We start from the raw sequence: 20,975 nt of genomic DNA, 5'->3' as shown, positions 1-20,975 counted from the left end.
AATTCCTCAGTAGATATAGCCCAGGAAAAAGAAAATCAGAAATAAAACAACCTCATGAAATTTTTATGTTACCTATTTTACAGGATCATAGTTTGATTCTAGTTTTGAATGACAGAATATTTTTCATCCAAATAAGAATTTATCAGGATAGTTGCTGTGAATATCAATTTCCATCCATCTTCTTCTGGGGAGTATCAGCTCTTCCCTTGCGAAGAGAGTTCAACGGAAACAAATCCTAATGAAACCTCTACTCTGGAACCAACTGTCCCCTGTCAACAGGGTATTTTAGCTAGAAATGTTACAGGACAAGCGTTACAGACAAACTATATCCCTTCATGTAATGAAGGTACTCATGCAGAAATTCATGGCAATAGCTCTGTTATGCATTCTGAAGAATCAAAAACAAAACTTAAGGAAATGATAGAGGAAAAAAAAAGGTTAACTGGTGTCATTCTTTCTTATGAAGATAGTACAAAGTCAGGAACTATCTCTTTTTACGTTCTCAGAGAGACCTACATAGCATGCTTTTTATATGCCGAAGTTGAAAACTATAAACTTCCGAAGTTCAAAAGCTCCCGGACTCCCAGTGAAGAACTCAAAGCAGATATGAGTGTTTTCTTCAATGCCAAATATACCTCTAGGGAGTCCGATCACCTCAATTTGAGGGCTTGCAATATCAGCATTGGCCCTCAAACGCTATGGCGCTAAATCATTCTATTCTCAGTGCAGTCTAATGCACCAAAAAGCCTGTTTTAGTTATTTGCCAATACAGAAAGACGAAAAGATACGACCAAGCAGATCATCACTGGTAAAGGTTCCAGTAATCTCACCCAGGGCTTTCTGAGCAAGACGAAGATCTTCTGCAAGTAACTCTCCAGCTCCAAGGTGCTCCAGCTGCTGCCGACCATTCTCAATATACTCTCCAGCCTGCCGTAAAGCTTCCAGATGGCGACGTCGAGCAGAAAAGCTACTCTCCATAGCCCCTTCAAATCCCATACAGGCTTTCAGGTGCTCCCGGAGAGCATCAATCCCGTGCTCGCTCTTTTGATCGTTACAGGCACAGATACGGATAACCGGAACACCATCAACCTCTGAAAATCCGGGCTGTTCACCGGTAAGGTCGATTTTATTTCGAATGATCGTCAGCTTCTCCTGTGTAGGCAGACGGTCAGCAAACTCCGGCCAGATATCATGAGCATGAGCAGCACCGGTAGATGACCCGTCCACCATCAACAATACCCGGTCAGCCTCTTCAATAGCTTTAAAGGCCCGCTCAACACCAATCTGCTCTACCCGGTCATCGGTTTCACGAAGACCTGCCGTATCAATCACATGAAGCGGCATGCCATCGATATTAATATGTTCTTTCAATACATCGCGGGTCGTTCCGGCAATATCGGTAACAATTGCTGTATCCCTGCCAGCCAGAACATTCATCAGGCTGGATTTTCCGGCATTGGGACGACCAGCAATCACTACGGTCATACCATCTCTCAGGATGGCTCCCTGACCAGCTTCACGAATAACGTCACTGAGCTGTTGCGAGATGCTTTCCAGCTCACCAGTTACTTTACCGTCATTCAGGAAGTCGATTTCTTCTTCCGGAAAGTCGATGGCCGCCTCAACATAGATTCTCAGCTCAATCAAAGACTCAACCAGAGCATTGACCCGCTGTGAGAAAGCTCCCTGAAGAGAGCGCAGAGCAGAACGAGCAGCCTGTTCGGAAGTACTGTCAATCAGATCTGCAATGGCCTCAGCCTGAGCAAGATCCAGTTTATCATTGAGAAAAGCTCGCTCAGAGAACTCACCGGGATTTGCTTGACGAATACCAAGAGCAAGAATGCGTTTCAGCAGCATATCCAGGATGATGGGGCCACCATGCCCCTGGAGCTCAAGAACATCCTCTCCGGTAAAGGAGTTGGGGTTTGGAAAATAAAGAGCTATGCCTTCATCCAGAACCTGACCATCAGTATCATGAAATGGGGTATAGTGAGCAAACCGTGGCTTAGGCTCCAACTTTAGCACTTCTCGTGCTACACGAATTGCATCAGGACCAGACACCCGAATAATACCTACTCCTCCCCGACCGGGGGCTGTGGCCTGAGCCGCAATGGTATCCTGGTGAAGGTTGCTGAGATCAGACATAACAAGCCATCAGTAACTGCTAAAACGATGGCATAGTCTATGCGCGGAGCCTGTTTTAGTACAGGGTCATGAATTTATATTGTAGGGCAGCTTCAATCGACTATTGTCACGAAGCTTATTGATATCTTTGTTGATAAAAGCATCAGGGTTGAGTTTATAGATGGCTTTCATCAGTGATGTCCAGTTGTCATATTCCGGAAACTTGGGTAAGAGCTTAATGGCTACCATACTGATGGTATAGCCATCAGGTACTCTATATACAGGTGTCTTACCGATCCTGGATAGCAGAGAGTTACTGATTTTGTTATATGAAGGGGCTGTCACTTTCCCCGTCGTATCCTCTCGGCTTCTTTCACTGATTTGTGTATCTCTATTACGCTCTGCAGGCTTGGGTTGTCTCGATGTGCTATCAATTTTCTGCTTATGGGACTTTTTCTCCGGCAGCTGCAACACAGTCCCTTTTCTGAGCGCACCAATATCATTATTCACAAACAGTGCTGGGTTTAGCTTTGCTAACTCCTGAAGTAAATCATACCAGCTGTCAAACTGTGGATAATCTGGTATCAGCTTATGCGCAATAGCAGCAAGGCTTTCACTTTCTGTGACCTTATAAATGGTGTCTATTTTCTGCTGAACAGGTTGCTCTTTAGGGGCAGATGAGCTCTTCCGAGTTAACTTTGCTAACTGCTGGCGTGGTTTTTGTGGCTTACTGTGATTGTAACTGTTTGATTTTTTTGCATCTAGCGTTGCTAACTTCTGACGCGTTTTTTGCGGCTTACTGTGACTATAAGCATTTGATTTCTTTGCTTCTGATATCTCCTGAGGAGCAGCTGGCTTCTTCTTGGCCTGCTTTGCTAACTGCTGCCGTGTATTTTTCGGCTTACTGTTATTATAAGGATATGATGTCGTTTTTTCTGATTGCTCCTGAGGTAACTCCTGAATTTCAGCCTCAATCTCAGATGCACCAGAATCAGGGATGATCAGTATTTCATTAGCCCGAAGCTTGTTTGGATTACCATCAGTGAACGCCTTTGGGTTCATATGAACGATCTGTTTCATCATCCCTTTCCACCCAGTGGGCTGGGGATATTTATACTGCATTCTCCAGGCAATCGTACTGATATTGTCACCTGCCACTACCTTATAAAGATGATCATAGTGAGCGGCTTCAGGGAGATTTAACACCGTTCCTGCGCGTATCTTGTTAATATCACCATCGATAAATGCGCCTGGGTTATTTTTCACCAGAAGTTTCATAACCCCCCTCCAGCTCTTCGAGCCTGGATAAGCCTTGCTCAGCTTCATGGCTATCGTACTTATAGTGTCTCCTTTGGAAACCCGATACGTTTTCTGCCCGGCTATCGAAGAGGGTTTAGAACCTTTACTTGCGCCCCTTTCAGTTACCGCCTTATTTGCTGTCTCTACCTGCTGTTTTTTCTTTGCCTGTTCATATCCCTTTAATTTCTTACGCAATGCTTCCAATGCCTGCTTTTTAGCAACATCTCCAGAAGCCTGTGAAGACGAAATATCCTTATTAACCGGTTTGTCGGCAGAAGCCTTATTGTCATGGCTCTTTGCCTGTTCATACTCCTTCAGCTTACTGCGCAATGCTTCCAGAGCCTGCTTTTTGGCAATGTCACCGGATGTCATTGGAGAGTGGCTATTCTTTACAACTTGAGGCTTTTTCCCACTCTTGATATCTAACAGGCTAAAAGCAATCTGCCGTCCGTTTTTATCGGAACGGATTTCGTAAATACCATAAGCCTTACTTCTTCCAGCAGAAAACTTAACAACAGCTGTCAATTGCTTCGCTCCGATGTCTCGGATTGAATGAGCCCTGATCACAGTTTCTTTGTTGCTATTAGCCGTTATGTCAAACCGAAGACCAGCAACCTGCTGATTATAATCAATGCCTTTCCGGTAATAGTCGGTAATTGAGCCCAACTGCACCTTGAGGTTGTCTTTGCCTGCAAGCCCTTCTGGAAGGTCTTTGACGATAATTGTTGAGTTTAAGGCGTTATTTAGTGAAACGTTCGATGGCGTTGTCTTGTTTTGGCTATGTGCAACGACGGTTTTATCCGAAGGCTCTAACCGTGCAGCTTCAGATGCCTTTACGGTAGGAGCTGATGGCTTTTCAGCTACCACTTGAGCAACTTGCTGAGTAGATTCAGGTAATTTCAACTGCGCATCAGCTCGCAGTTTATTGATATCACCATTGATGAATGCGTCTGGGTTCAGGGATGCCAGCCTGTTCATCAGGGTTCGCCAGCTTGAAACCTCTGGATACAGGGGTAACAACTCCATGGCAACACGACTGATACTTTGACCAGCCTTTACCTGGTAATGCCCTGATGAAGACGTATTAAGATCTTCTTCGTCTGAAGCTGTAATGCTGGCCTCAGATGGTAATGACTGAACAGCAGAGGGGGTTGTTCTGGCTTGTGTTTTAATATCTTTTTCATCTGAAGCAGGGCTGCTGGCTTCAGGTGGTAATGCCTTGACACTAGAAGGTGGTATCTTGGCAATAGAAGTTGATGGCTCTTGAGCTTTTGGGGTTATAAGTGGCTTTTCTGAAGGTTTATGATCAGTGTTAAGTAAATTTAAAGTAACATGCCGCTCTTTATTGGGCGTTAACTTGAAATCATAGATCCCATATATCTTCTGATTTCCCACCGTCAACTTGATAACAGCCTTCAGCTTGTTGGTGGTAATTTCCCGAACTGAGCGAACCCTGATCAGCGGCTTTCCATTGCTATCCTTGGCCACTTTAAACCGCAGACTGGAAACCTGCTTGTCATACTCAATATTATGCCGGTAAAAGTCCGTAATGGACCCAAGCTTTACTTTAAGCTTCTTATCGGCAAGTTCAGACGGCAGAGCATCAATGGCAATGGTTGCATTAAATAATTGGTACTGGTCAGTACCAAGCGTCATATATCCCAGTTCAGGATTGGCCGATGCGCTCCCGATAACACTGCTGACAATGGCCGTGCTTATCAGTTTTTTTATCATGTTGCTGATCTTATCCAGTTAGCTCAAAGTGGGAAGCCTCTGTTACTAACTGTTTATCGGTTCAGCCATGAGCAACTGTAGAAAATTCAGGCTCTATTTTTTACAGCATAAGAATAAGTATGTGCAGGTACTTACCGGAATAGGAATTTTTTGAAGAGAGGTTCAGGAGAAGAGGGTAACGAAGCAGCTTTACAACAGGAAAGCTGCTTCGTGGAAGGCTTAGCCTTCTTTTTCAATTTTTTTGGTAATGATGTACTGCTGGATAATCGACAGAACGTTGTTTGTCACCCAGTACAGAACCAGACCTGCTGGGAAGAACAGGAAGAAGAAGGTGAAGATCACCGGCATCATCTTCATGACCTTAGCCTGCACAGGATCTGGTGGTGTCGGGTTCAGCATCTGCTGAATAAACATCGAAGCACCCATGATCAGCGGCAGGATAAAGTACGGATCCATCTGAGAAAGATCGTGAATCCAGCCCAGCCATGGCGCTTGTCGCAGCTCCACAGACTCAAGCAGCGTCCAGTACAGGGCAATGAATACAGGCATCTGGACAAGAATAGGCAGGCAGCCCCCCATCGGGTTAACCTTCTCCTTCTTGTACAGTTCCATCATGGCCTGAGACATTTTCTGGCGATCATCGCCAAATTGTTCTTTCATTTCCTGCAGCTTTGGACCCAGCTTGCGCATTTTGGCCATGGACCGGAAGCTGGTGGCATTCAATGGATAGAATACAGCCTTAACCAGTACTGTCAGAAGAATAATGGACCATCCCCAGTTGCCCACCAGAGAGTGAATCCACTTCAAGAGGGTAAACAGTGGCTGAGCCAGGAACCAGAGCATACCGTAGTCAACCGTCAGCTCCAGACCATCAGACAGAGACTTCAGATTTTCCTGATTCTTTGGGCCAACATACAAGGTCGCACCGGTCTCAATGGTTTCACCTGGCTTGGCTACAATGGCATCGTCATAGAAACCGACGAAGTTGTAGCCATCTTTATTCTGCTTGGTGTAATACTGATGCACTTTTTGCTGGTCAGGAATCCACGCGCTGACAAAGTAGTGCTGGAGCATGGCTGCATAACCACCCTGAACCCGCTCAGCGAATGGCTTATCGGAAAACTCATCAAAAGGCAGCTTGGTGTAAGGCTCATCATTAGAGCGAACAGCCGCCCCCAGATAAGTATTCATTGGCGCTTTTGAGTTGAGCTGACTTGGATCTTCTGAGTTATCCCGCTTCAGCTGTGCATAAAACTGATCGCGCCACACCTTGTCGCTGTTATTTACAATCTTGTAATTAACCGAAACATCGTAGCTGTCACGATAAAAGGTGAAGGTTTTGGTAATGTCGACCCCATCCGTATTTTTATGGAGGTCAACAGTCAACTTGTTCTCACCATCCTCAAGCGTGTAATTGGCTTGTTTTACATGATAAACCCCGCGAAGGTTATCCGCGTCAGGACCATCGGTTTTTGCCAGTGCACTCTGTGCAGTAAATACACACGTTGTTTCTCCCTGACAGTCCGGGCTGTTCACCAGAAGCTGGAAAGGAACGGTTTGCTCACCTTCTTCTGGCAACCATGCCGGGTATTGAGGCAGGGTCAGACTGATGATATCGCCACCTGCTGGGTCAATCAGTGCGTCAACCGTATTGGTCTTGACGCTGATTAGCTGGGCAGAAGGTTTTGAAGCACCATCGTCGGTAGAAGGGATAGAGTTGCCATCAGTAAACGAAGGCATATCGGAGCCAGCTTGACTGCTGGATACGGAGTGAGCGACGGATGCCGATTTCGGCGTACCGGGATAGTCTTCATTCCATTGCTGCAGTGTCAAAACACCGACTACAGCAATAGCGCCGATCAGGAGTGTTCTTTGGAAATCCATGAGTTCCGGGCCACACATTCAGGTGAATGAATATGATTGTCTGATTGTGTCCGATGATAACCAGAATCTTTTTCCGGTACCGGGTCAAATCCTCCTGGATGCCAGGGGTGGCACCTCAGTAGTCGGAGCAAGATAAGCTTGCTACCAGTCAGAAAACCATGACGATTTAAGGCTTCCAGGCCGTAGGCAGAGCAAGAGGGGTAAAAGCGGCAGCGGCTGGGCATCAGAGGACTCAGCGCATAGCGATATATCTTGATCATCCCGATGAATAATGCTCGGGGGATATTTGCTAATCTGCCCATGTATATGCCTTCATTCTGTCGGAGCCTTTAGCTCTATAGAAAGCCTTCAGCCTTATAAAAGCCGTATGCTTATTAAAATGCCCTCCGCGGGCAACAGCCTCAGCAGTCAATGCTCAAAAGTGGCTGTTTATATAAGAAAGCTTTCTGAGCCTGGTCGAGCCGAACAGGAAATACCGTAGGGCTTCCTGTTACATTACTCTGGCATGTTCTTTCAGGTTGGATGGATATCAAGCCTGGCCAAAAGTTATGCCGACGCTTCCCATTCGTGCAGCCTTCGTTTCAACCTTTGCCACTGCTTGTTGAGAAGCTGGTTCAGATCACTGTCATTTAGATCACTGAAACCTTTCCGGACTAAAACGACAATATCCAGGTTACCTACTTCATCCTGTTGCAGACGAAAGGTTTCCCGGATATGACGTTTGGCCCGGTTTCGGCCAACGGCAGTACGAATATTTTTTTTGGCAACCACCAACCCCAGTCTTGCACGGCCAAGCTCATTGGCTTTTGCCAGTATAAGAAGCTGTCTGCTGGATACCTTGATATCCGTTGTATCAAATACCTGTTTGAAATCAGCCGAGGAGCGTAGCCGTGATTCACGGCTAAAAGATAAGCTCACACTGATAGCTCTAATCAGGCTGACAGACGCTTGCGTCCCTTAGCTCGACGACGGTTGATTACCGCACGGCCGTTCTTGGTAGCCATGCGTGCACGGAAGCCGTGGTTACGCTTGCGCTTCAGATTGCTTGGCTGGAAAGTTCTTTTCATCGTGGTTACTCGTTTTAATGGACTTACAAAAGACGGGCATTCTAAGTAATTGCAGGGTTAGCGTCAATTTGCATTTGTCAAGAAGCACCGTATTACCACCCGTTGTTTCCCCTACACATCCTTCGTTCTTTATATATAAGAAGAAAGGTTCATTTCAAAGTTCATAAGAATTCCATTGCTTCATAAATATATAAATAGAAGAGTTATCTCTTATGTGATGTTTTTTGATTTTATTATGATTATATAGAAAGGTTTTTTCTGTGGATAACTCCTTTTATGTCAGTAGCAGCCTGATCTCAGGCGTGTGTACTTCCTTGTCGAAATCCCGAATTTATGCTGTTGCTTTGGTCTTGATCTCCTGTGGGTAAGTGTCCCGGTTATCCACAGATCAAGTGTTATTCAATTTACCCACAGGAAGATCATAAGGTTTATTGCCATTCATAAACGAACCTACCCACAGGGAATAGTGAGTAATATTTTCCTTCGCATTATGGGGTTTTATTTTTCTAACCTTTTGAAATATAAAGATTTTATTGCTTTTGGTTTATCTGCTGTCTTTTGTTGCAGGTGTGGATAACTTTTGCCAGAAAGGATACAATTTCCTTTTGTCTATCCAACCTTTATTTCATACCTGAAGGTCTTCAGCAGGCTGTCTGACCGGCTTCAGTGATATCCGTATCAGATCTTGATCTGTACCTGGAGAGTAGGAGAGTGCCTGTGCCCCTTGAGCTATGGCAAAAATGTATCGATATCTTGCAGGATGAGCTGTCTTCTCAGCAGTTCAACACCTGGATTCGCCCTTTGAAAGTGATGGGGGATGAACACGATCTGTGTTTATTGGCTCCCAACCGTTTTGTTGCCGACTGGGTTAAAGAAAAGTTTTTGCCAAGAATCGAAGAGATTCTGGATGAACTGTCTGATGGGGACTCTCCAGCCGTAGCTCTGGCGGTTTCTAATCGCCGACCACCCTCACTGAGCAAGCGATCGGCACGCCCAAGAGAGCCTCAGCTGAGGGAAGTTCAACCAAGAGAGATAGCTGTTTCAGAGAAGCCCATTGAGAATCCGCTTAAACAGGCTGCTATTGAGCGTTCAGTGGTTACTCATGAGCTGGTGTCTTCTTTACCGGTAGCTCAGGATAATACACCTGAACCTGACCTGGTATCAGAGCCAGTGAGCTCAGGTATCCCTTCTCAGGAAGATTACTCAAGACAGGCAGAAGAACTCTCTCAGATAAAGGTAAACCCTCTGAAAGAGTCTGTAAGTGATATGCCTGAAGAGCCTGTAACACCTGTTCGACAGGTAGAGGTTGAAGGTTCTATCAAGCACCACAGTTCTTTGAACACTGGTTTCACTTTTGAAACGTTTGTTGAGGGTAAGTCAAACCAGCTGGCACTGGCGGCAGCTCGACAAGTGGCAGAAAACCCCGGTGCTTCCTATAACCCACTGTTCTTATACGGTGGTGTAGGTCTGGGTAAAACTCACTTGATGCATGCTGTGGGTAATTTCCTGGTTAAGCAGAACCGCAATGCTAGAGTCGTTTATCTGCACTCTGAACGTTTTGTTGCCGATATGGTGAAAGCACTGCAGTTGAATGCCATTAATGATTTTAAAAAGTATTATCGCTCTGTTGATGCTCTATTGATTGATGATATCCAGTTCTTTGCCGGTAAAGAGCGTTCACAGGAAGAGTTTTTCCATACGTTCAATGCACTGCTTGAAGGTGGTCAGCAGATGATCCTGACTTGTGACCGTTACCCAAAAGAGATCAGCGGCGTTGAAGAGCGTCTGAAGTCTCGATTTGGCTGGGGGTTAACGGTAGCCGTTGAACCTCCTGAACTGGAAACCCGTGTTGCCATTCTGATGAAAAAAGCAGAACAGCAGAAAGTGGAGCTTCCCCATGAAGCAGCCTTCTTTATTGCCCAGAGAATACGTTCAAATGTTCGTGAGCTTGAAGGTGCTCTGAAGCGGGTTATCGCCAGTGCTCACTTTATGGGGCGTCATATTGATATTGATCTGATCCGTGAGTCCCTGAAAGATCTGTTGGCTTTACAGGATAAACAAGTCAGTATAGATAATATCCAGAGGACGGTTGCAGAGTACTACAAGATCAAGGTGGCGGATATTCTTTCCAAGCGTCGCAGTCGTTCTGTGGCAAGGCCTCGCCAGATTGCTATGGCTCTGTCTAAAGAGCTGACCAGCCATAGTTTGCCAGAGATTGGTGATGCCTATGGTGGACGTGATCATACCACGGTGCTTCATGCCTGCCGTAAGGTGAAAGAGCTGGTTGAAGTGGATAATGAGATCAAAAGCGATTACAAAAATCTGCTGCGATCACTGACCAGTTAACTCTTATTTATTCTTATTTTTCAGAAAGGCCTTCGTGCCTTTCCAGTTAGCCAAGAGAAAGGAAAGCGATGAAATTTACCATTAATCGGGAAGCATTGCTTAAGCCACTTCAGCTGGTTGCCGGTGTGGTTGAGCGTAGACAGACGCTGCCGGTATTGTCGAATGTGTTGATGGTAGTCGATGGAGACCAGCTCTCTTTAACCGGTACTGACCTGGAAGTTGAACTGGTTGGCCGTGTTGCCCTTGAGGATGTTGCCGAAGCAGGGGAGATTACGGTTCCGGCCAGAAAGCTGATGGATATCTGTAAGTCTCTGCCTGAAAACACCATGATCGAAGTGCATCAGGACGATCAGAGGGTCAAGGTAAAGGCTGGCAGATCCCGTTTTACCCTTTCTACTCTGCCGGCTAATGAGTTTCCCAGTATTGAAGAAGAGGCCGGGTCGGTATCCTTTACCATTGGTCAGTCACGTCTTCGTCGCCTGATTGATCGTACCGGCTTTGCCATGGCCCAGCAGGATGTTCGCTACTACCTGAATGGTATGTTGCTGGAGGTCAGCCAGAACTGCCTCCGCGCTGTGGCTACCGACGGCCACCGCCTAGCAATGTGCAGTGTGGATGCAGATATCAATCAGCAGGAAAAACATCAGGTTATCGTGCCCCGTAAAGGTATTCTAGAGATGGCCCGTCTGCTGATTGAAGGGGAGGAGAGTGTTCACATCACTCTTGGCGCGAATCATATCAGAGCCAAAACCGGTGATTTCATGTTTACCTCAAAACTGGTAGACGGTAAGTTCCCTGACTATGAGCGCGTGATCCCTAAAGGTGGTAACAAGATCATTATTGGCGAACGTCAGGAGCTGCGTCAGGCATTCCAGCGTGCTTCTATTCTATCCAATGAAAAGTATCGTGGTATCCGCCTGATTCTTTCTGACGGTCAGCTCAAGGTTATTGCCAATAACCCGGAGCAGGAAGAGGCAGAAGAAGAGCTTAGCCTGGCTTATCACGGTGACTCAATGGAGATTGGCTTTAACGTCAGCTACCTTCTGGACGTGCTTTCCGTTCTTTCTGGTGAGTCCATCAAGATGACGCTCTCAGACCCTAATAGCAGTGCGCTTCTTGAGGAGTCTGAGTCTGGCGATTCCACGTATGTTGTTATGCCCATGAGGCTTTAACAGCCTGTCGGCAGAAGTAGTCAGTGGCTGATGTTGAAAACAGCATCAGCCACTTGCCTGTCCTGATCCGGCCCCGGGCTACTCAGGCTCGGAAATAAACAGAATATGATCCAGCAGCTCTCCATAACCGATATTAGAAACCTCTCCTCTGTTTCGATTAAACCTTCCCTCTCTGTAAACGTGCTCTATGGGCTCAATGGCAGTGGTAAAACCAGTGTGCTCGAAGCTATACATATTCTCGGCGTTGCCCGTTCGTTTCGGACATCCAGAATCAAACCGGTGATCAATCGCGATGCAGAGGTTTGCACGGTCTTTGGTCGCTTAGGCGTGACATCCGGATCTATACCGGTGGGTGTTTCCAGAAACCTTCGGGATGAGACGCTACAGATTCGGGTTTCCGGTGAAAACCTCAAGTCCACATCAGAGCTTGCTCGGTTGTTACCGTTACAGGTGATTAATCCTGATACCTTCCGTTTGCTTGAAGGCTCTCCAAAGCTAAGGAGGAACTTTATCGACTGGGGGGTGTTTCACGTGAAACATCATGACTTTTTCCCGTTATGGAAACGCATGCAGAAAGCGCTGAAACAGCGGAACAGTCTGCTCCGTCATGGTAGAATAAACGGTTCTGAACTGATTTCGTGGAACGTAGAGTTTGAAAAAGCAGCAAATGCTATCGATGTATTGCGCAGCGATTATATTCAGAGATTGACTCCGGTCTTTAATGAAGTGTTGTCTGAATTGACAGACTTGGAGAACCTGACGCTTCAGTATTATCGTGGTTGGGATAAAGAGCGGTCTCTAAACGAAGTGCTCGGCAGTGGACTGGCTCGGGATGCGCAGTCTGGTTATACCCATTCTGGCCCTCAGCGAGCAGACCTAAGAATTCGTGTTGATAAGGTGAGTGCTGTTGATATTCTCTCACGAGGTCAGATGAAACTGGTGGTATGTGCGCTGAAACTGGCTCAGGGATTCCTTTATAAAGAGCTGAGTGGTAAGCAGTGTGTTTTCCTTGTGGATGACCTGCCATCAGAACTTGATATTCCACACAGGCTGGCGTTATGCCAGCTGTTTCAAAAAATGAACTGCCAGACCTTCATCACCTGCGTTGAGAAGGAGGCACTTGAAGATTGCTGGTTGCCTGAAACGGAAGTAAAAATGTTTCACGTGAAACATGGGCAAATTACACTGGATGATAACCCTGGTCAGCAAAGTATTCGCCGGGCTGAGTCTTTGGAGATAGAGCATGAGTGAACAAAACTACGACGCATCCAATATTAAGGTCCTTAAGGGCCTGGATGCTGTCCGCAAGCGCCCGGGGATGTACATTGGTGATACCGATGATGGTACCGGTCTGCACCACATGGTGTTTGAGGTGGTTGATAACTCCATCGACGAAGCGCTGGCGGGTCACTGCGACAAAATTTCTGTCATTATTCACCCGGATGAGTCCATTACGGTTAAAGATAATGGCCGTGGTATTCCTGTAGATATCCATGAGGAAGAGGGCGTTTCTGCCGCTGAAGTTATCATGACGGTGCTTCATGCCGGTGGTAAGTTTGATGACAACACCTATAAAGTATCCGGTGGTTTGCACGGCGTTGGTGTATCAGTGGTTAATGCACTTTCCAGCCAGCTTAAACTGACCATTCGCCGGCATGGAAAGGTTCATCAGCAGGTTTACCATCAGGGGGTTCCGGAAGAACCATTGAAGGTTATTGGCGAAACGGATGTCACCGGTACGGAACTGCACTTTATCCCTTCACCAGAGACCTTCTCAAATATTCAGTTCAGCTATGACATCCTGGCCAAGCGCCTGCGTGAGCTTTCTTTCCTGAATTCAGGTGTCTATATCCAGCTGACGGATGAGCGCACCGGTAAGGTTGATGACTTCAAATACGATGGTGGTCTGAAGGCATTTGTTGAGCACCTGAACCAGAATAAGACCACCATCAATAAAGTCTTTCACTTCGAAATCACCCGTGATGACGGTATTGGTGTAGAAGTGGCCATGCAGTGGAATGACAGCTTCCAGGAAGGGGTATTCTGTTTTACCAACAACATTCCTCAGCGCGATGGTGGGACACACCTGGCGGGCTTCCGTGCAGCACTGACACGAAGCCTGAACGGCTATATAGAGCGGGAAGGTTTCCAGAAAACGGCTAAGGTTGCTACTTCCGGGGATGATGCTCGAGAAGGTCTGACGGCGATCATTTCCGTTAAAGTCCCGGATCCTAAATTTTCCTCCCAGACTAAAGACAAGCTGGTTTCCTCCGAGGTGAAAACCGCAGTAGAGCAGGAGATGGGTAAATACCTTTCGGACTACCTGATTGAAAACCCTCAGGAAGCCAAGGCGGTAGTCGGTAAGATGCTCGATGCTGCCAGAGCGCGTGAAGCGGCTCGTAAGGCACGTGAAATGACCCGCCGTAAAGGTGCTCTTGATATTGCAGGATTGCCGGGAAAACTGGCTGACTGTCAGGAGAAAGACCCTGCGCTTTCTGAACTGTACATAGTGGAGGGTGACTCTGCGGGTGGATCAGCCAAGCAGGGCCGTAACCGAAAGACTCAGGCAATTCTGCCATTGAAGGGTAAGATCCTGAACGTTGAGAAAGCCCGCTTTGACAAGATGCTTTCATCCCAGGAAGTAGGAACCCTGATTACTGCCCTGGGTTGTGGTATCGGTCGTACAGAGTTCAATATTGAAAAGCTCCGTTACCATAACATCATCATCATGACTGATGCGGACGTGGATGGATCTCACATTCGTACGCTTCTGCTGACCTTCTTCTTCCGCCAGATGCCGGAGCTGATTGAAAATGGCTATATCTATATCGCTCAGCCACCACTGTATAAGGTTAAGCGTGGTAAGCAGGAGCAGTATCTGAAAGATGATGGTGCATTGGATGGTTATCTGACTCAGTCAGCACTTGAAAATGCCAGTCTGCATGTTAACGAAAATGCACCTGGGATCAGTGATCATCCTCTTGAGGAGTTGGTAAAAGAGTTCAGGGACGTCCATAAAGTGGCTGATAAACTGTCTCGTATTTATCCAGTCTCAGTACTTCGTGAAATGATTTACATGCCTGAAGTCACTGCGGAGAGTCTGGCTGATAAGAGCGTGATGGAGTCCTGGGTTGCCCAGCTGAGTGAAAGAATTGATAACCTGAAAGCTGCAGGCAGCACCATGACCTTCTCTGTAGAGGAAGACAGGGAGCTTAATGTCTGGCTGCCAAAAGTAACGATTATTGCCCACGGTGTTGATAGTCACTACCGCTGGAATGCTGACTTCTTCTCTTCTGCTAACTATGGAAAGATTGTTTCTCTCGGTAATAAACTGCAGGGTCTTATCGAAGACGGGGCTTTTGTTCAGAAAGGTGAGCGTAAGAAGGAGGTATCTTCCTTTGAAGAAGCCCTTGAATGGCTGATGAGTGAATCAACCAAGCGTCACTACATCCAGCGTTATAAGGGTTTGGGTGAGATGAATCCGGAACAGCTGTGGGAGACAACCATGGATCCGGATGTACGCAGAATGCTTAAGGTAACCATTGAAGATGCCATTGCAGCTGATCAGATCTTCAATACTCTGATGGGCGATCATGTTGAGCCTCGCAGAGAGTTTATCGAGAGCAATGCGCTGAATGTCGCCAACCTCGATATTTAATATATTCCAGTGCCGGTTTTAACCGGCACTTTTTTGATTCTCAGGTGCTCTGCTAATGTCTTCAGAATTTAAAGCAATTATTCGACAGGAGCTGGAAGAAGCGGCTGTTGTTTTGAGCCGGTTCCTGGATGATGAAGCCAATCTTGAATCTATAGACCTTGCTGCTCAACTATTGTCTGAGAGCTTTAAAGCCGGTGGCAAGGTGCTTTCCTGTGGTAATGGCGGTTCTCATTGTGACGCTATGCACTTTGCTGAAGAGTTGACTGGACGTTTCCGAGAAAACCGTCCTGGCTATGCCGCTATTGCCATTTCAGACCCCAGTCATATCTCCTGTGTATCCAACGATTTTGGCTATGAGTATGTCTTCTCTCGTTACGTTGAAGCGGTAGGTAGAGAAGGGGATGTACTGCTTGGGATCAGCACCAGTGGTAATTCCGGAAACATCATCAAGGCTGTAGAAGCTGCCAGAGCAAAAGGGATGAAGGTTATTCTGCTTTCAGGCAAAGATGGTGGCAAGATGGCAGGTATGGCGGATGTTGAAATTCGTGTTCCTCACTTTGGTTATGCTGACCGGATTCAGGAAATTCATATCAAGGCAATTCATATTATGATTCAGCTTATTGAAAAGTATATGGAATAAAAAAGGCCGGTTGCACCGGCCTTTTTTATTCCATGAAGCTTTCAGTTCATTTTATTCAATGAACCTGCAATCCAGTTCCGTGTAGCATCATTAACTTCTGCCACTGACAGCGGCTCAGTTTTAACCACAGGACCAATTTCAACCTGTATGGTACCTGGTCGTTTTAACCATGAATCATTCGGCCAGAAAACACCGGCGTTGTGGGCAATCGGAAGAATATCCACTTCTGCTGCTTTCGCCAGACCTGCCCCTCCACGTGAAAACTTTCCTGGCTCACCGGGATGGGTTCGAGTTCCTTCAGGAAAAATAAGAACCCAGACGTTATGCTCAAGTGCCGCTTTACCCTGATCTCTTACTTGCTGCAGAGCTTGTCGAGCATCCTTACGATTAATGGCAATCGGTTTTATTTTTTTAAAAGCCCAGCCAAAGAAGGGGATTTTCAGTAGCTCCTGTTTGATCACCTGAGTTTGAGGCGTCAGTAATGTTTGCAGGAAAAAGGTTTCCCAGGTGCTTTGATGGTTACTGATAACCACACAAGGAGTATCAGGTATATTCTCTCTTCCTTTTACCTCCCATCGAACGCCACAAATTAAACGACAAAGATATACCGATACAATGGCCCATGTTTTGACAAATATTCGGTGACGGAGTTTAAACCGGAAAGGGTAGATAAACAGGATCATCAGCATTGCCCAGAACACAGTCCAGACCGCCAGCGAAAAGTAAAAGACAATGGTTCTTATAAAAGAAAAGGTATTGGCTACTGCCTGGGTGGTTGCAGAACCGACAGCTGATGACATTAAAATCCCTCTGAAAGTAATTCTTCTACAAAGCTGTTGAGATTGTTATGAACAGGTACTTCCCTGGTACCAGAAAGTTCTTCTGGATGCTCGATGAGTTTAGCTTGGGTTTTAAGGCCTTTGCCAGTCAACACCAGTGCAACCTTACAACCACTGGTTACACCCGCCTGTAAATCACGAAGAGAATCACCGATTACCCAGGTTTCTGCTGGGTTAGCGCCGTAATCAGTAAAAATCTGGTCTATAAGGCCTGTTTTTGGCTTTCTGCACTGACAGTGATCATCCGGCCCGTGTGGGCAGTAGTAGATTCCATCAACATGACCACCCTGGGCTTTGACCAGTCTGGTTAGCTTGTCATGCATGGCATCGAGCTCTTTGAGCGTGAAGTAGCCACGAGCTAATCCGGACTGGTTTGTCGCTACGACGACGCTATAGCCCTTAGAGGACAGTCGGGCAATGGCTTCAATACTTCCCGGAATGGGAAGCCACTCTTCTTCAGACCGTATGTACTGGTCTGAATCTTCATTGATAACGCCATCTCGATCCAGAATAACAAGCTTGGTCATAGTGCTCCTGAAACACATAAAAAAAGTGCGGCTGGCGCCGCACTTTATCAGGTTGTGCTTAGCTTTTCTGTAACAAAAAAATACTGCTTTTGTTTCAGAATGTCCGTACCTGTGTACTGCGTCTATAACCGTCTGAATTATTTGTTTTTTTGATGTTTCCTGATGTGTATGCAGGCTATCAAATTTCTATGTGGTGTAAGAGCTTTGGTGGCAAGCATTGGTGGCAAACCCTATAATTCTTGCCACCAATCAAGAATAAGTACAAAAAAGACGGATCAATTATGAACGTAACCAAAGAGGATATACAGCGATTTGTTGACGCTGCTATTCCGGGTTCAAAAATTCAAGTCGGAGAAAACCTTCATTTAAGGACATCCAGTTCAGGGCGAATCACCTATTCAGCAAGGTATACAGACCAGAATCAGAAAAGGAGAGAAAAGACATTGGGTGGTCATGGGGAAATTACCCTGACTAAAGCCAAGCTTAAAGCTCTGGAATTAAAAGAGGCGAAACCGGAAAACATAATCCGTAGGAAAACCTTTGAGGATATATACAAGCTGTTATTGCAGGAGAAAAAGGACGAACTGGAAAAAGAAGTGATCAGCCAGAAAACATACGACACTTATGTTAGAAATAAGAAACGGATCACCACACTTTTGAAAATGGGGATTGATCAGGTTACTACGATGGACATCAAGCAGTGCCTGAATGAATGCAAGAATAAGCCATCACTTTGTAATAAAGTGCTTTCCCTCATCCAACAAGTTTTCTCGCTGGCATACAGTCTAAGGCTGATAGAGTTTGATCCAACCTATCGACTGTCACCAAAAAAGGATGCAGGCGGTGCAGAGAATATTAAGACGCGTTCCTTGTCGGTAGAAGAAATAGAGATCGCTTTTGATTACCTTGGAAGGTATGCCAGTAGAAAGGTTTACCTCTGCTGTGCTTTGCTTTTGGTTTTCGGTTGCCGGAAGAATGAATTGATCAGAGCAAAGAAATCAGCCTTTGACCTTGAAAAAGGGATATGGACAACAAAGCAGAAAAAACACAAAAAACGGATCAATGAAAGGGAAATCAAAGGCCAGCCTGCGGAGGTTCCTATGGAACCGGAAGTTGTTGCCATGGTGAAAGAAATGATGGCGTTAAGTAAACGGTCTGACTATTTGGTGTCAGCTACCAGAATGCCGTTCACTACTCCAATTTCAACCGCAACGATAAACAATACCTTGGACAGGATGTTCGAAATGTCAGACATCCCCATAGACCGCTTTCATCCGCATGATTTACGGCGTACAACTGTGAGCGTTATGCGGGATGTACTGGATATTGATCACGATGTCGTTGAGAAGATGCAAGGGCATTCACTGGGGAAGGTGCAGCAGCATTATAAGCGGGAGTTACTGGATCAGCGGCGAGTAGCACAACGGAAGCTACTCGATCTGATAGGGGTATACATTTTAGATTGAGTCCATGTATTGCTCTACATCAGAACGGCGAAACAGCACACGGCGCATTGGTAGATCAACCGGTTTTGGAAACTCTGGGTGCTGACGGAGTTTCCAGATAGTCTTTCTGCAAATTCCGTACTCAGCTTCTATCTCTTTCACAGTAATGAAGCGTGGCGCATTCCTTTCCATATATCTACCCCTTCATAAAAAACTTCAAAATGTCGTAACCAAAGACCGGCTGGCATGGTGTGCTCATTAGCTGCTTGCCCTTGTCTCGGAACTGCTTTGCGGATGGGTCCCACATCTGGCCATAGTGCCAGCCGGTGTCTGTCAGAATAAATTTGCCGCTGCGCTTCATGGGCTTCCATTTGATGATGCGGTTCTTCTGCAACACATCCTCTATGTAGCCTTTTTGCAGCTCCAGCTCGTCGGCCAGTTCATAGATTGAAAAGTGATCCGGCAGGCCGTAGCGGCCCCGCATCCGGTCATAGCTGCGCTTGCTCCCTTTTTGTCGGGTGATGGCGGGTTTCACGGTGTCAGGTTGATCCTCTGCTACGGCTGGCGGTGTGGGCTTTGGTTCTGGCGCTGGTGTCTTTTCTGCCGGTTTTGGCGTGACGTAACGCCGCCATGGTTTGGTGAGCGTCGGCAGTACGGAGGCATACCACTTCAGTTGCTTGACGGGGGGGCCGTCACCGTGATGCTTGCCCACGTCGAGCATTTCACAGAACGGCTTGCCCTTGTCGGTAGGCGTCCACTGATCACCCACCCTGACCTGCAATCCGTGGTCGTGAAGGTGCAGGTTCATATTGACGGCGGAGAAGACCGGATCGGACAGTTTGCCCAGCTCGGTAACCGTGTAAAGCGGGGCTTTGACCGGGGCGATCAGGGCGGGGTGACCCATTTCTTCCAGTGGGGAAAAGTCGAGGCGTTTCTTGACCATGCGATCTGCCGCCAGCATGGCCTGGTTACCGTCAAGGCCGAACTCTCTGGCAAAGGTGATGGCTTTGAGGCTGGCGTCCATGTGGAGCTCCAGCAGTTGGTGCGGGGAGGGGTGATCCTCCTGCTTGATCATGGGCTGTGATTTGCCGGACTCCAGATCGTGCCACCGCTGGATGATCGCAGCTCGACGTTTAACGTCATAGCCAGTGATCAAGGTCATGCACTCATAGAAAGGCAGGTTGTATTGGCAGTATTCCTGGCCATTTTGCTGGTTAATATAGGTGTCCTCAAATTTGGGGAGGCCCCATTCCATCTGTTCGCACATGACTTTTATGTCTCGAACAACATGGTCATGGCGTTTACCAGTGATCCTGGCAATATCACGGCTGGACATTGTTTCAACGTCTGAATTGATATTAAGAAAACCAAGAGCAGTATTTTGTTGTTCCATAACATTTGCCTTTTTTAATGTTGGTTTTGTTACTGGAGACTGGCCGCTTTACCTCCGGTTCAGGCGACGGGCGACTTTCTGGGTCTTGAACTTTGCCCGGCGCTGGGTCAGCTTCAGACGCTTCTTCCGTGGATGGCGATCCAGTGGAGTGTTTTCAGTAATCATGCTTCGTCCCTGATCAGTGGGTGGTGTGCTGTGAGCCGGGAAAGACGGCGAAATCCCCTTCCTTGCCCTCGTCGTGGTTCTCCAGAGCGGTCTGAATTACATAGGCCATAATCAGCCGTTCCTGCCGCTGGCTTTCTCTCTGGGATGCATCGTCGGGAATCGTCAGGGTCAGCAGGGCATCCAGTGCCGCACCAGTCAGGCACCCTTTACAAATTTTCTTGCCAGGTAATGAGTGGAGCAGATCGTTGGTCTGGTTTTGTGCCTTGACGCGATCCAGTTTAAGGCGGAGTAGTTTGTCCTTGTCTTCAGGCTCGTTTCGGGCGGTGTTATCAACAGACCGTGCGATATGCAGATCATTGATGGATAGCTTTGGCATCTTTGTCTCCTTTTAGAAAAGCTACGTTCTTCAAAATGGGATGTTCGGGTCATATTCGTCATAACCCTGCTGGGGAGGAGACTGCTGACCGTTACGGGCTTGCTGGTACTGGTTGTTCTGCGGTGCGTGTTGTGCCGGGTGGTTGGCCGGACGCTGCTGAGGTTGCTGTGGTGCCTGCGGGTACTGGGCAGGCTGCGGGTTCTGACCGTCCAGCATCTGGAACTGGGTATTGATGCCATTGACCACCACTTCGGTGGTGTAGCGATCCTGACCGCTGTTGTCCTGCCACTTACGGGTCTGTAGCTT

The 20,975-nt window shown here is 46.9% G+C and carries 19 protein-coding genes; 7 read left to right on the top strand and 12 right to left on the bottom strand.

Annotated elements, in window-relative coordinates; translation table 11 throughout:
* The first annotated feature begins 156 nt into the window (after positions 1–156).
* A complete protein-coding gene (locus AK963_RS01580) occupies positions 157–708 on the top strand; it encodes a hypothetical protein (RefSeq protein WP_066013520.1) in 552 nt (183 codons plus the stop codon).
* Positions 709–756: 48 nt separating this feature from the next.
* Here AK963_RS01580 and mnmE read toward each other — a convergent pair whose 3' ends face one another.
* From mnmE to rpmH, 6 genes are all read right to left on the bottom strand, one after another.
* Positions 757–2,145, bottom strand: coding sequence for a tRNA uridine-5-carboxymethylaminomethyl(34) synthesis GTPase MnmE (gene mnmE / locus AK963_RS01575; protein WP_066013519.1), 1,389 nt, complete (start codon positions 2,143–2,145; stop codon positions 757–759).
* A gap of 66 nt (positions 2,146–2,211) precedes the next feature.
* Complete coding sequence (locus tag AK963_RS01570; protein ID WP_066013517.1) at positions 2,212–5,157, bottom strand: FimV/HubP-related protein; 2,946 nt, start codon at positions 5,155–5,157, stop codon at positions 2,212–2,214.
* Positions 5,158–5,376: 219 nt separating this feature from the next.
* Positions 5,377–7,041, bottom strand: a complete 1,665-nt coding sequence (gene yidC / locus AK963_RS01565; RefSeq protein ID WP_066013516.1) for a membrane protein insertase YidC — start codon at positions 7,039–7,041, stop codon at positions 5,377–5,379.
* On the bottom strand, positions 7,017–7,343 hold the full coding sequence (gene yidD, locus AK963_RS31150) for a membrane protein insertion efficiency factor YidD (RefSeq protein WP_083232383.1): 327 nt from the start codon (positions 7,341–7,343) through the stop codon (positions 7,017–7,019). Before yidD ends, yidC begins: the two co-directional genes overlap by 25 nt.
* Before the next feature lie 244 nt (positions 7,344–7,587).
* The gene (rnpA, locus tag AK963_RS01560; RefSeq protein ID WP_066013514.1) at positions 7,588–7,959 is read right to left on the bottom strand and encodes a ribonuclease P protein component; all 372 of its coding nucleotides are present in this window, start codon (positions 7,957–7,959) and stop codon (positions 7,588–7,590) included.
* Positions 7,960–7,973: 14 nt separating this feature from the next.
* Positions 7,974–8,108 (bottom strand): 50S ribosomal protein L34, encoded by a 135-nt coding sequence (gene rpmH, locus AK963_RS31145; RefSeq protein WP_081622094.1) that lies wholly within the window; start codon positions 8,106–8,108, stop codon positions 7,974–7,976.
* A gap of 711 nt (positions 8,109–8,819) precedes the next feature.
* On the opposite strand from rpmH, the gene dnaA reads away from it, so the two are divergent.
* The 5 genes from dnaA (at position 8,820) to lpcA (ending at position 15,924) form a co-directional block, all read left to right on the top strand.
* Complete coding sequence (dnaA, locus tag AK963_RS01555; RefSeq protein ID WP_202969700.1) at positions 8,820–10,454, top strand: chromosomal replication initiator protein DnaA; 1,635 nt, start codon at positions 8,820–8,822, stop codon at positions 10,452–10,454.
* 68 nt (positions 10,455–10,522) lie between these two features.
* On the top strand, positions 10,523–11,626 hold the full coding sequence (dnaN, locus tag AK963_RS01550) for a DNA polymerase III subunit beta (RefSeq protein ID WP_066013512.1): 1,104 nt from the start codon (positions 10,523–10,525) through the stop codon (positions 11,624–11,626).
* A 105-nt stretch (positions 11,627–11,731) separates the two neighbouring features.
* On the top strand, positions 11,732–12,877 hold the full coding sequence (gene recF, locus AK963_RS01545; RefSeq protein ID WP_066013511.1) for a DNA replication/repair protein RecF: 1,146 nt from the start codon (positions 11,732–11,734) through the stop codon (positions 12,875–12,877).
* Positions 12,870–15,284: a DNA topoisomerase (ATP-hydrolyzing) subunit B gene (gene gyrB / locus AK963_RS01540; protein WP_066013509.1), complete on the top strand. Its 2,415-nt coding sequence runs from the start codon at positions 12,870–12,872 to the stop codon at positions 15,282–15,284. The genes recF and gyrB overlap by 8 nt, the downstream gene beginning before the upstream one ends.
* 55 nt (positions 15,285–15,339) lie before the next feature.
* Positions 15,340–15,924: a D-sedoheptulose 7-phosphate isomerase gene (lpcA, locus tag AK963_RS01535; protein ID WP_066013507.1), complete on the top strand. Its 585-nt coding sequence runs from the start codon at positions 15,340–15,342 to the stop codon at positions 15,922–15,924.
* A gap of 41 nt (positions 15,925–15,965) precedes the next feature.
* Here the strand turns inward: lpcA and AK963_RS01530 are convergent, their stop codons facing one another.
* On the bottom strand, positions 15,966–16,724 hold the full coding sequence (locus AK963_RS01530) for a lysophospholipid acyltransferase family protein (RefSeq protein WP_066013505.1): 759 nt from the start codon (positions 16,722–16,724) through the stop codon (positions 15,966–15,968).
* Positions 16,724–17,290: a D-glycero-beta-D-manno-heptose 1,7-bisphosphate 7-phosphatase gene (gene gmhB / locus AK963_RS01525; RefSeq protein WP_066013503.1), complete on the bottom strand. Its 567-nt coding sequence runs from the start codon at positions 17,288–17,290 to the stop codon at positions 16,724–16,726. Before gmhB ends, AK963_RS01530 begins: the two co-directional genes overlap by 1 nt.
* A gap of 281 nt (positions 17,291–17,571) precedes the next feature.
* On the opposite strand from gmhB, the gene AK963_RS01520 reads away from it, so the two are divergent.
* Positions 17,572–18,756: a tyrosine-type recombinase/integrase gene (locus tag AK963_RS01520; RefSeq protein WP_066013501.1), complete on the top strand. Its 1,185-nt coding sequence runs from the start codon at positions 17,572–17,574 to the stop codon at positions 18,754–18,756.
* Here AK963_RS01520 and AK963_RS01515 read toward each other — a convergent pair.
* From AK963_RS01515 to AK963_RS01500, 4 genes are all read right to left on the bottom strand, one after another.
* Positions 18,748–18,927 carry a helix-turn-helix transcriptional regulator gene (locus AK963_RS01515; RefSeq protein WP_066013499.1) on the bottom strand — a complete coding sequence of 60 codons (180 nt, stop codon included), beginning with the start codon at positions 18,925–18,927 and terminating at the stop codon, positions 18,748–18,750. The two genes, AK963_RS01520 and AK963_RS01515, sit on opposite strands and share 9 nt — an antisense overlap.
* Positions 18,928–18,931: 4 nt before the next feature.
* Positions 18,932–20,128, bottom strand: a complete 1,197-nt coding sequence (locus AK963_RS01510) for a Rha family transcriptional regulator (protein WP_066013498.1) — start codon at positions 20,126–20,128, stop codon at positions 18,932–18,934.
* Between the two features lie 178 nt (positions 20,129–20,306).
* On the bottom strand, positions 20,307–20,669 hold the full coding sequence (locus AK963_RS01505) for a hypothetical protein (protein WP_066013497.1): 363 nt from the start codon (positions 20,667–20,669) through the stop codon (positions 20,307–20,309).
* A 30-nt stretch (positions 20,670–20,699) separates the two neighbouring features.
* The coding region (locus AK963_RS01500; protein ID WP_139117193.1) for a single stranded DNA-binding domain-containing protein at positions 20,700–20,975 on the bottom strand (276 nt) is incomplete at its 5' end.

Source organism: Endozoicomonas atrinae (genome assembly GCF_001647025.1).
Taxonomy (GTDB): Bacteria; Pseudomonadota; Gammaproteobacteria; order Pseudomonadales; family Endozoicomonadaceae; genus Endozoicomonas; species Endozoicomonas atrinae.
Note: the sequence above shows the minus strand (reverse complement) of the source record. Positions and strands in the feature narration are given on the sequence as shown.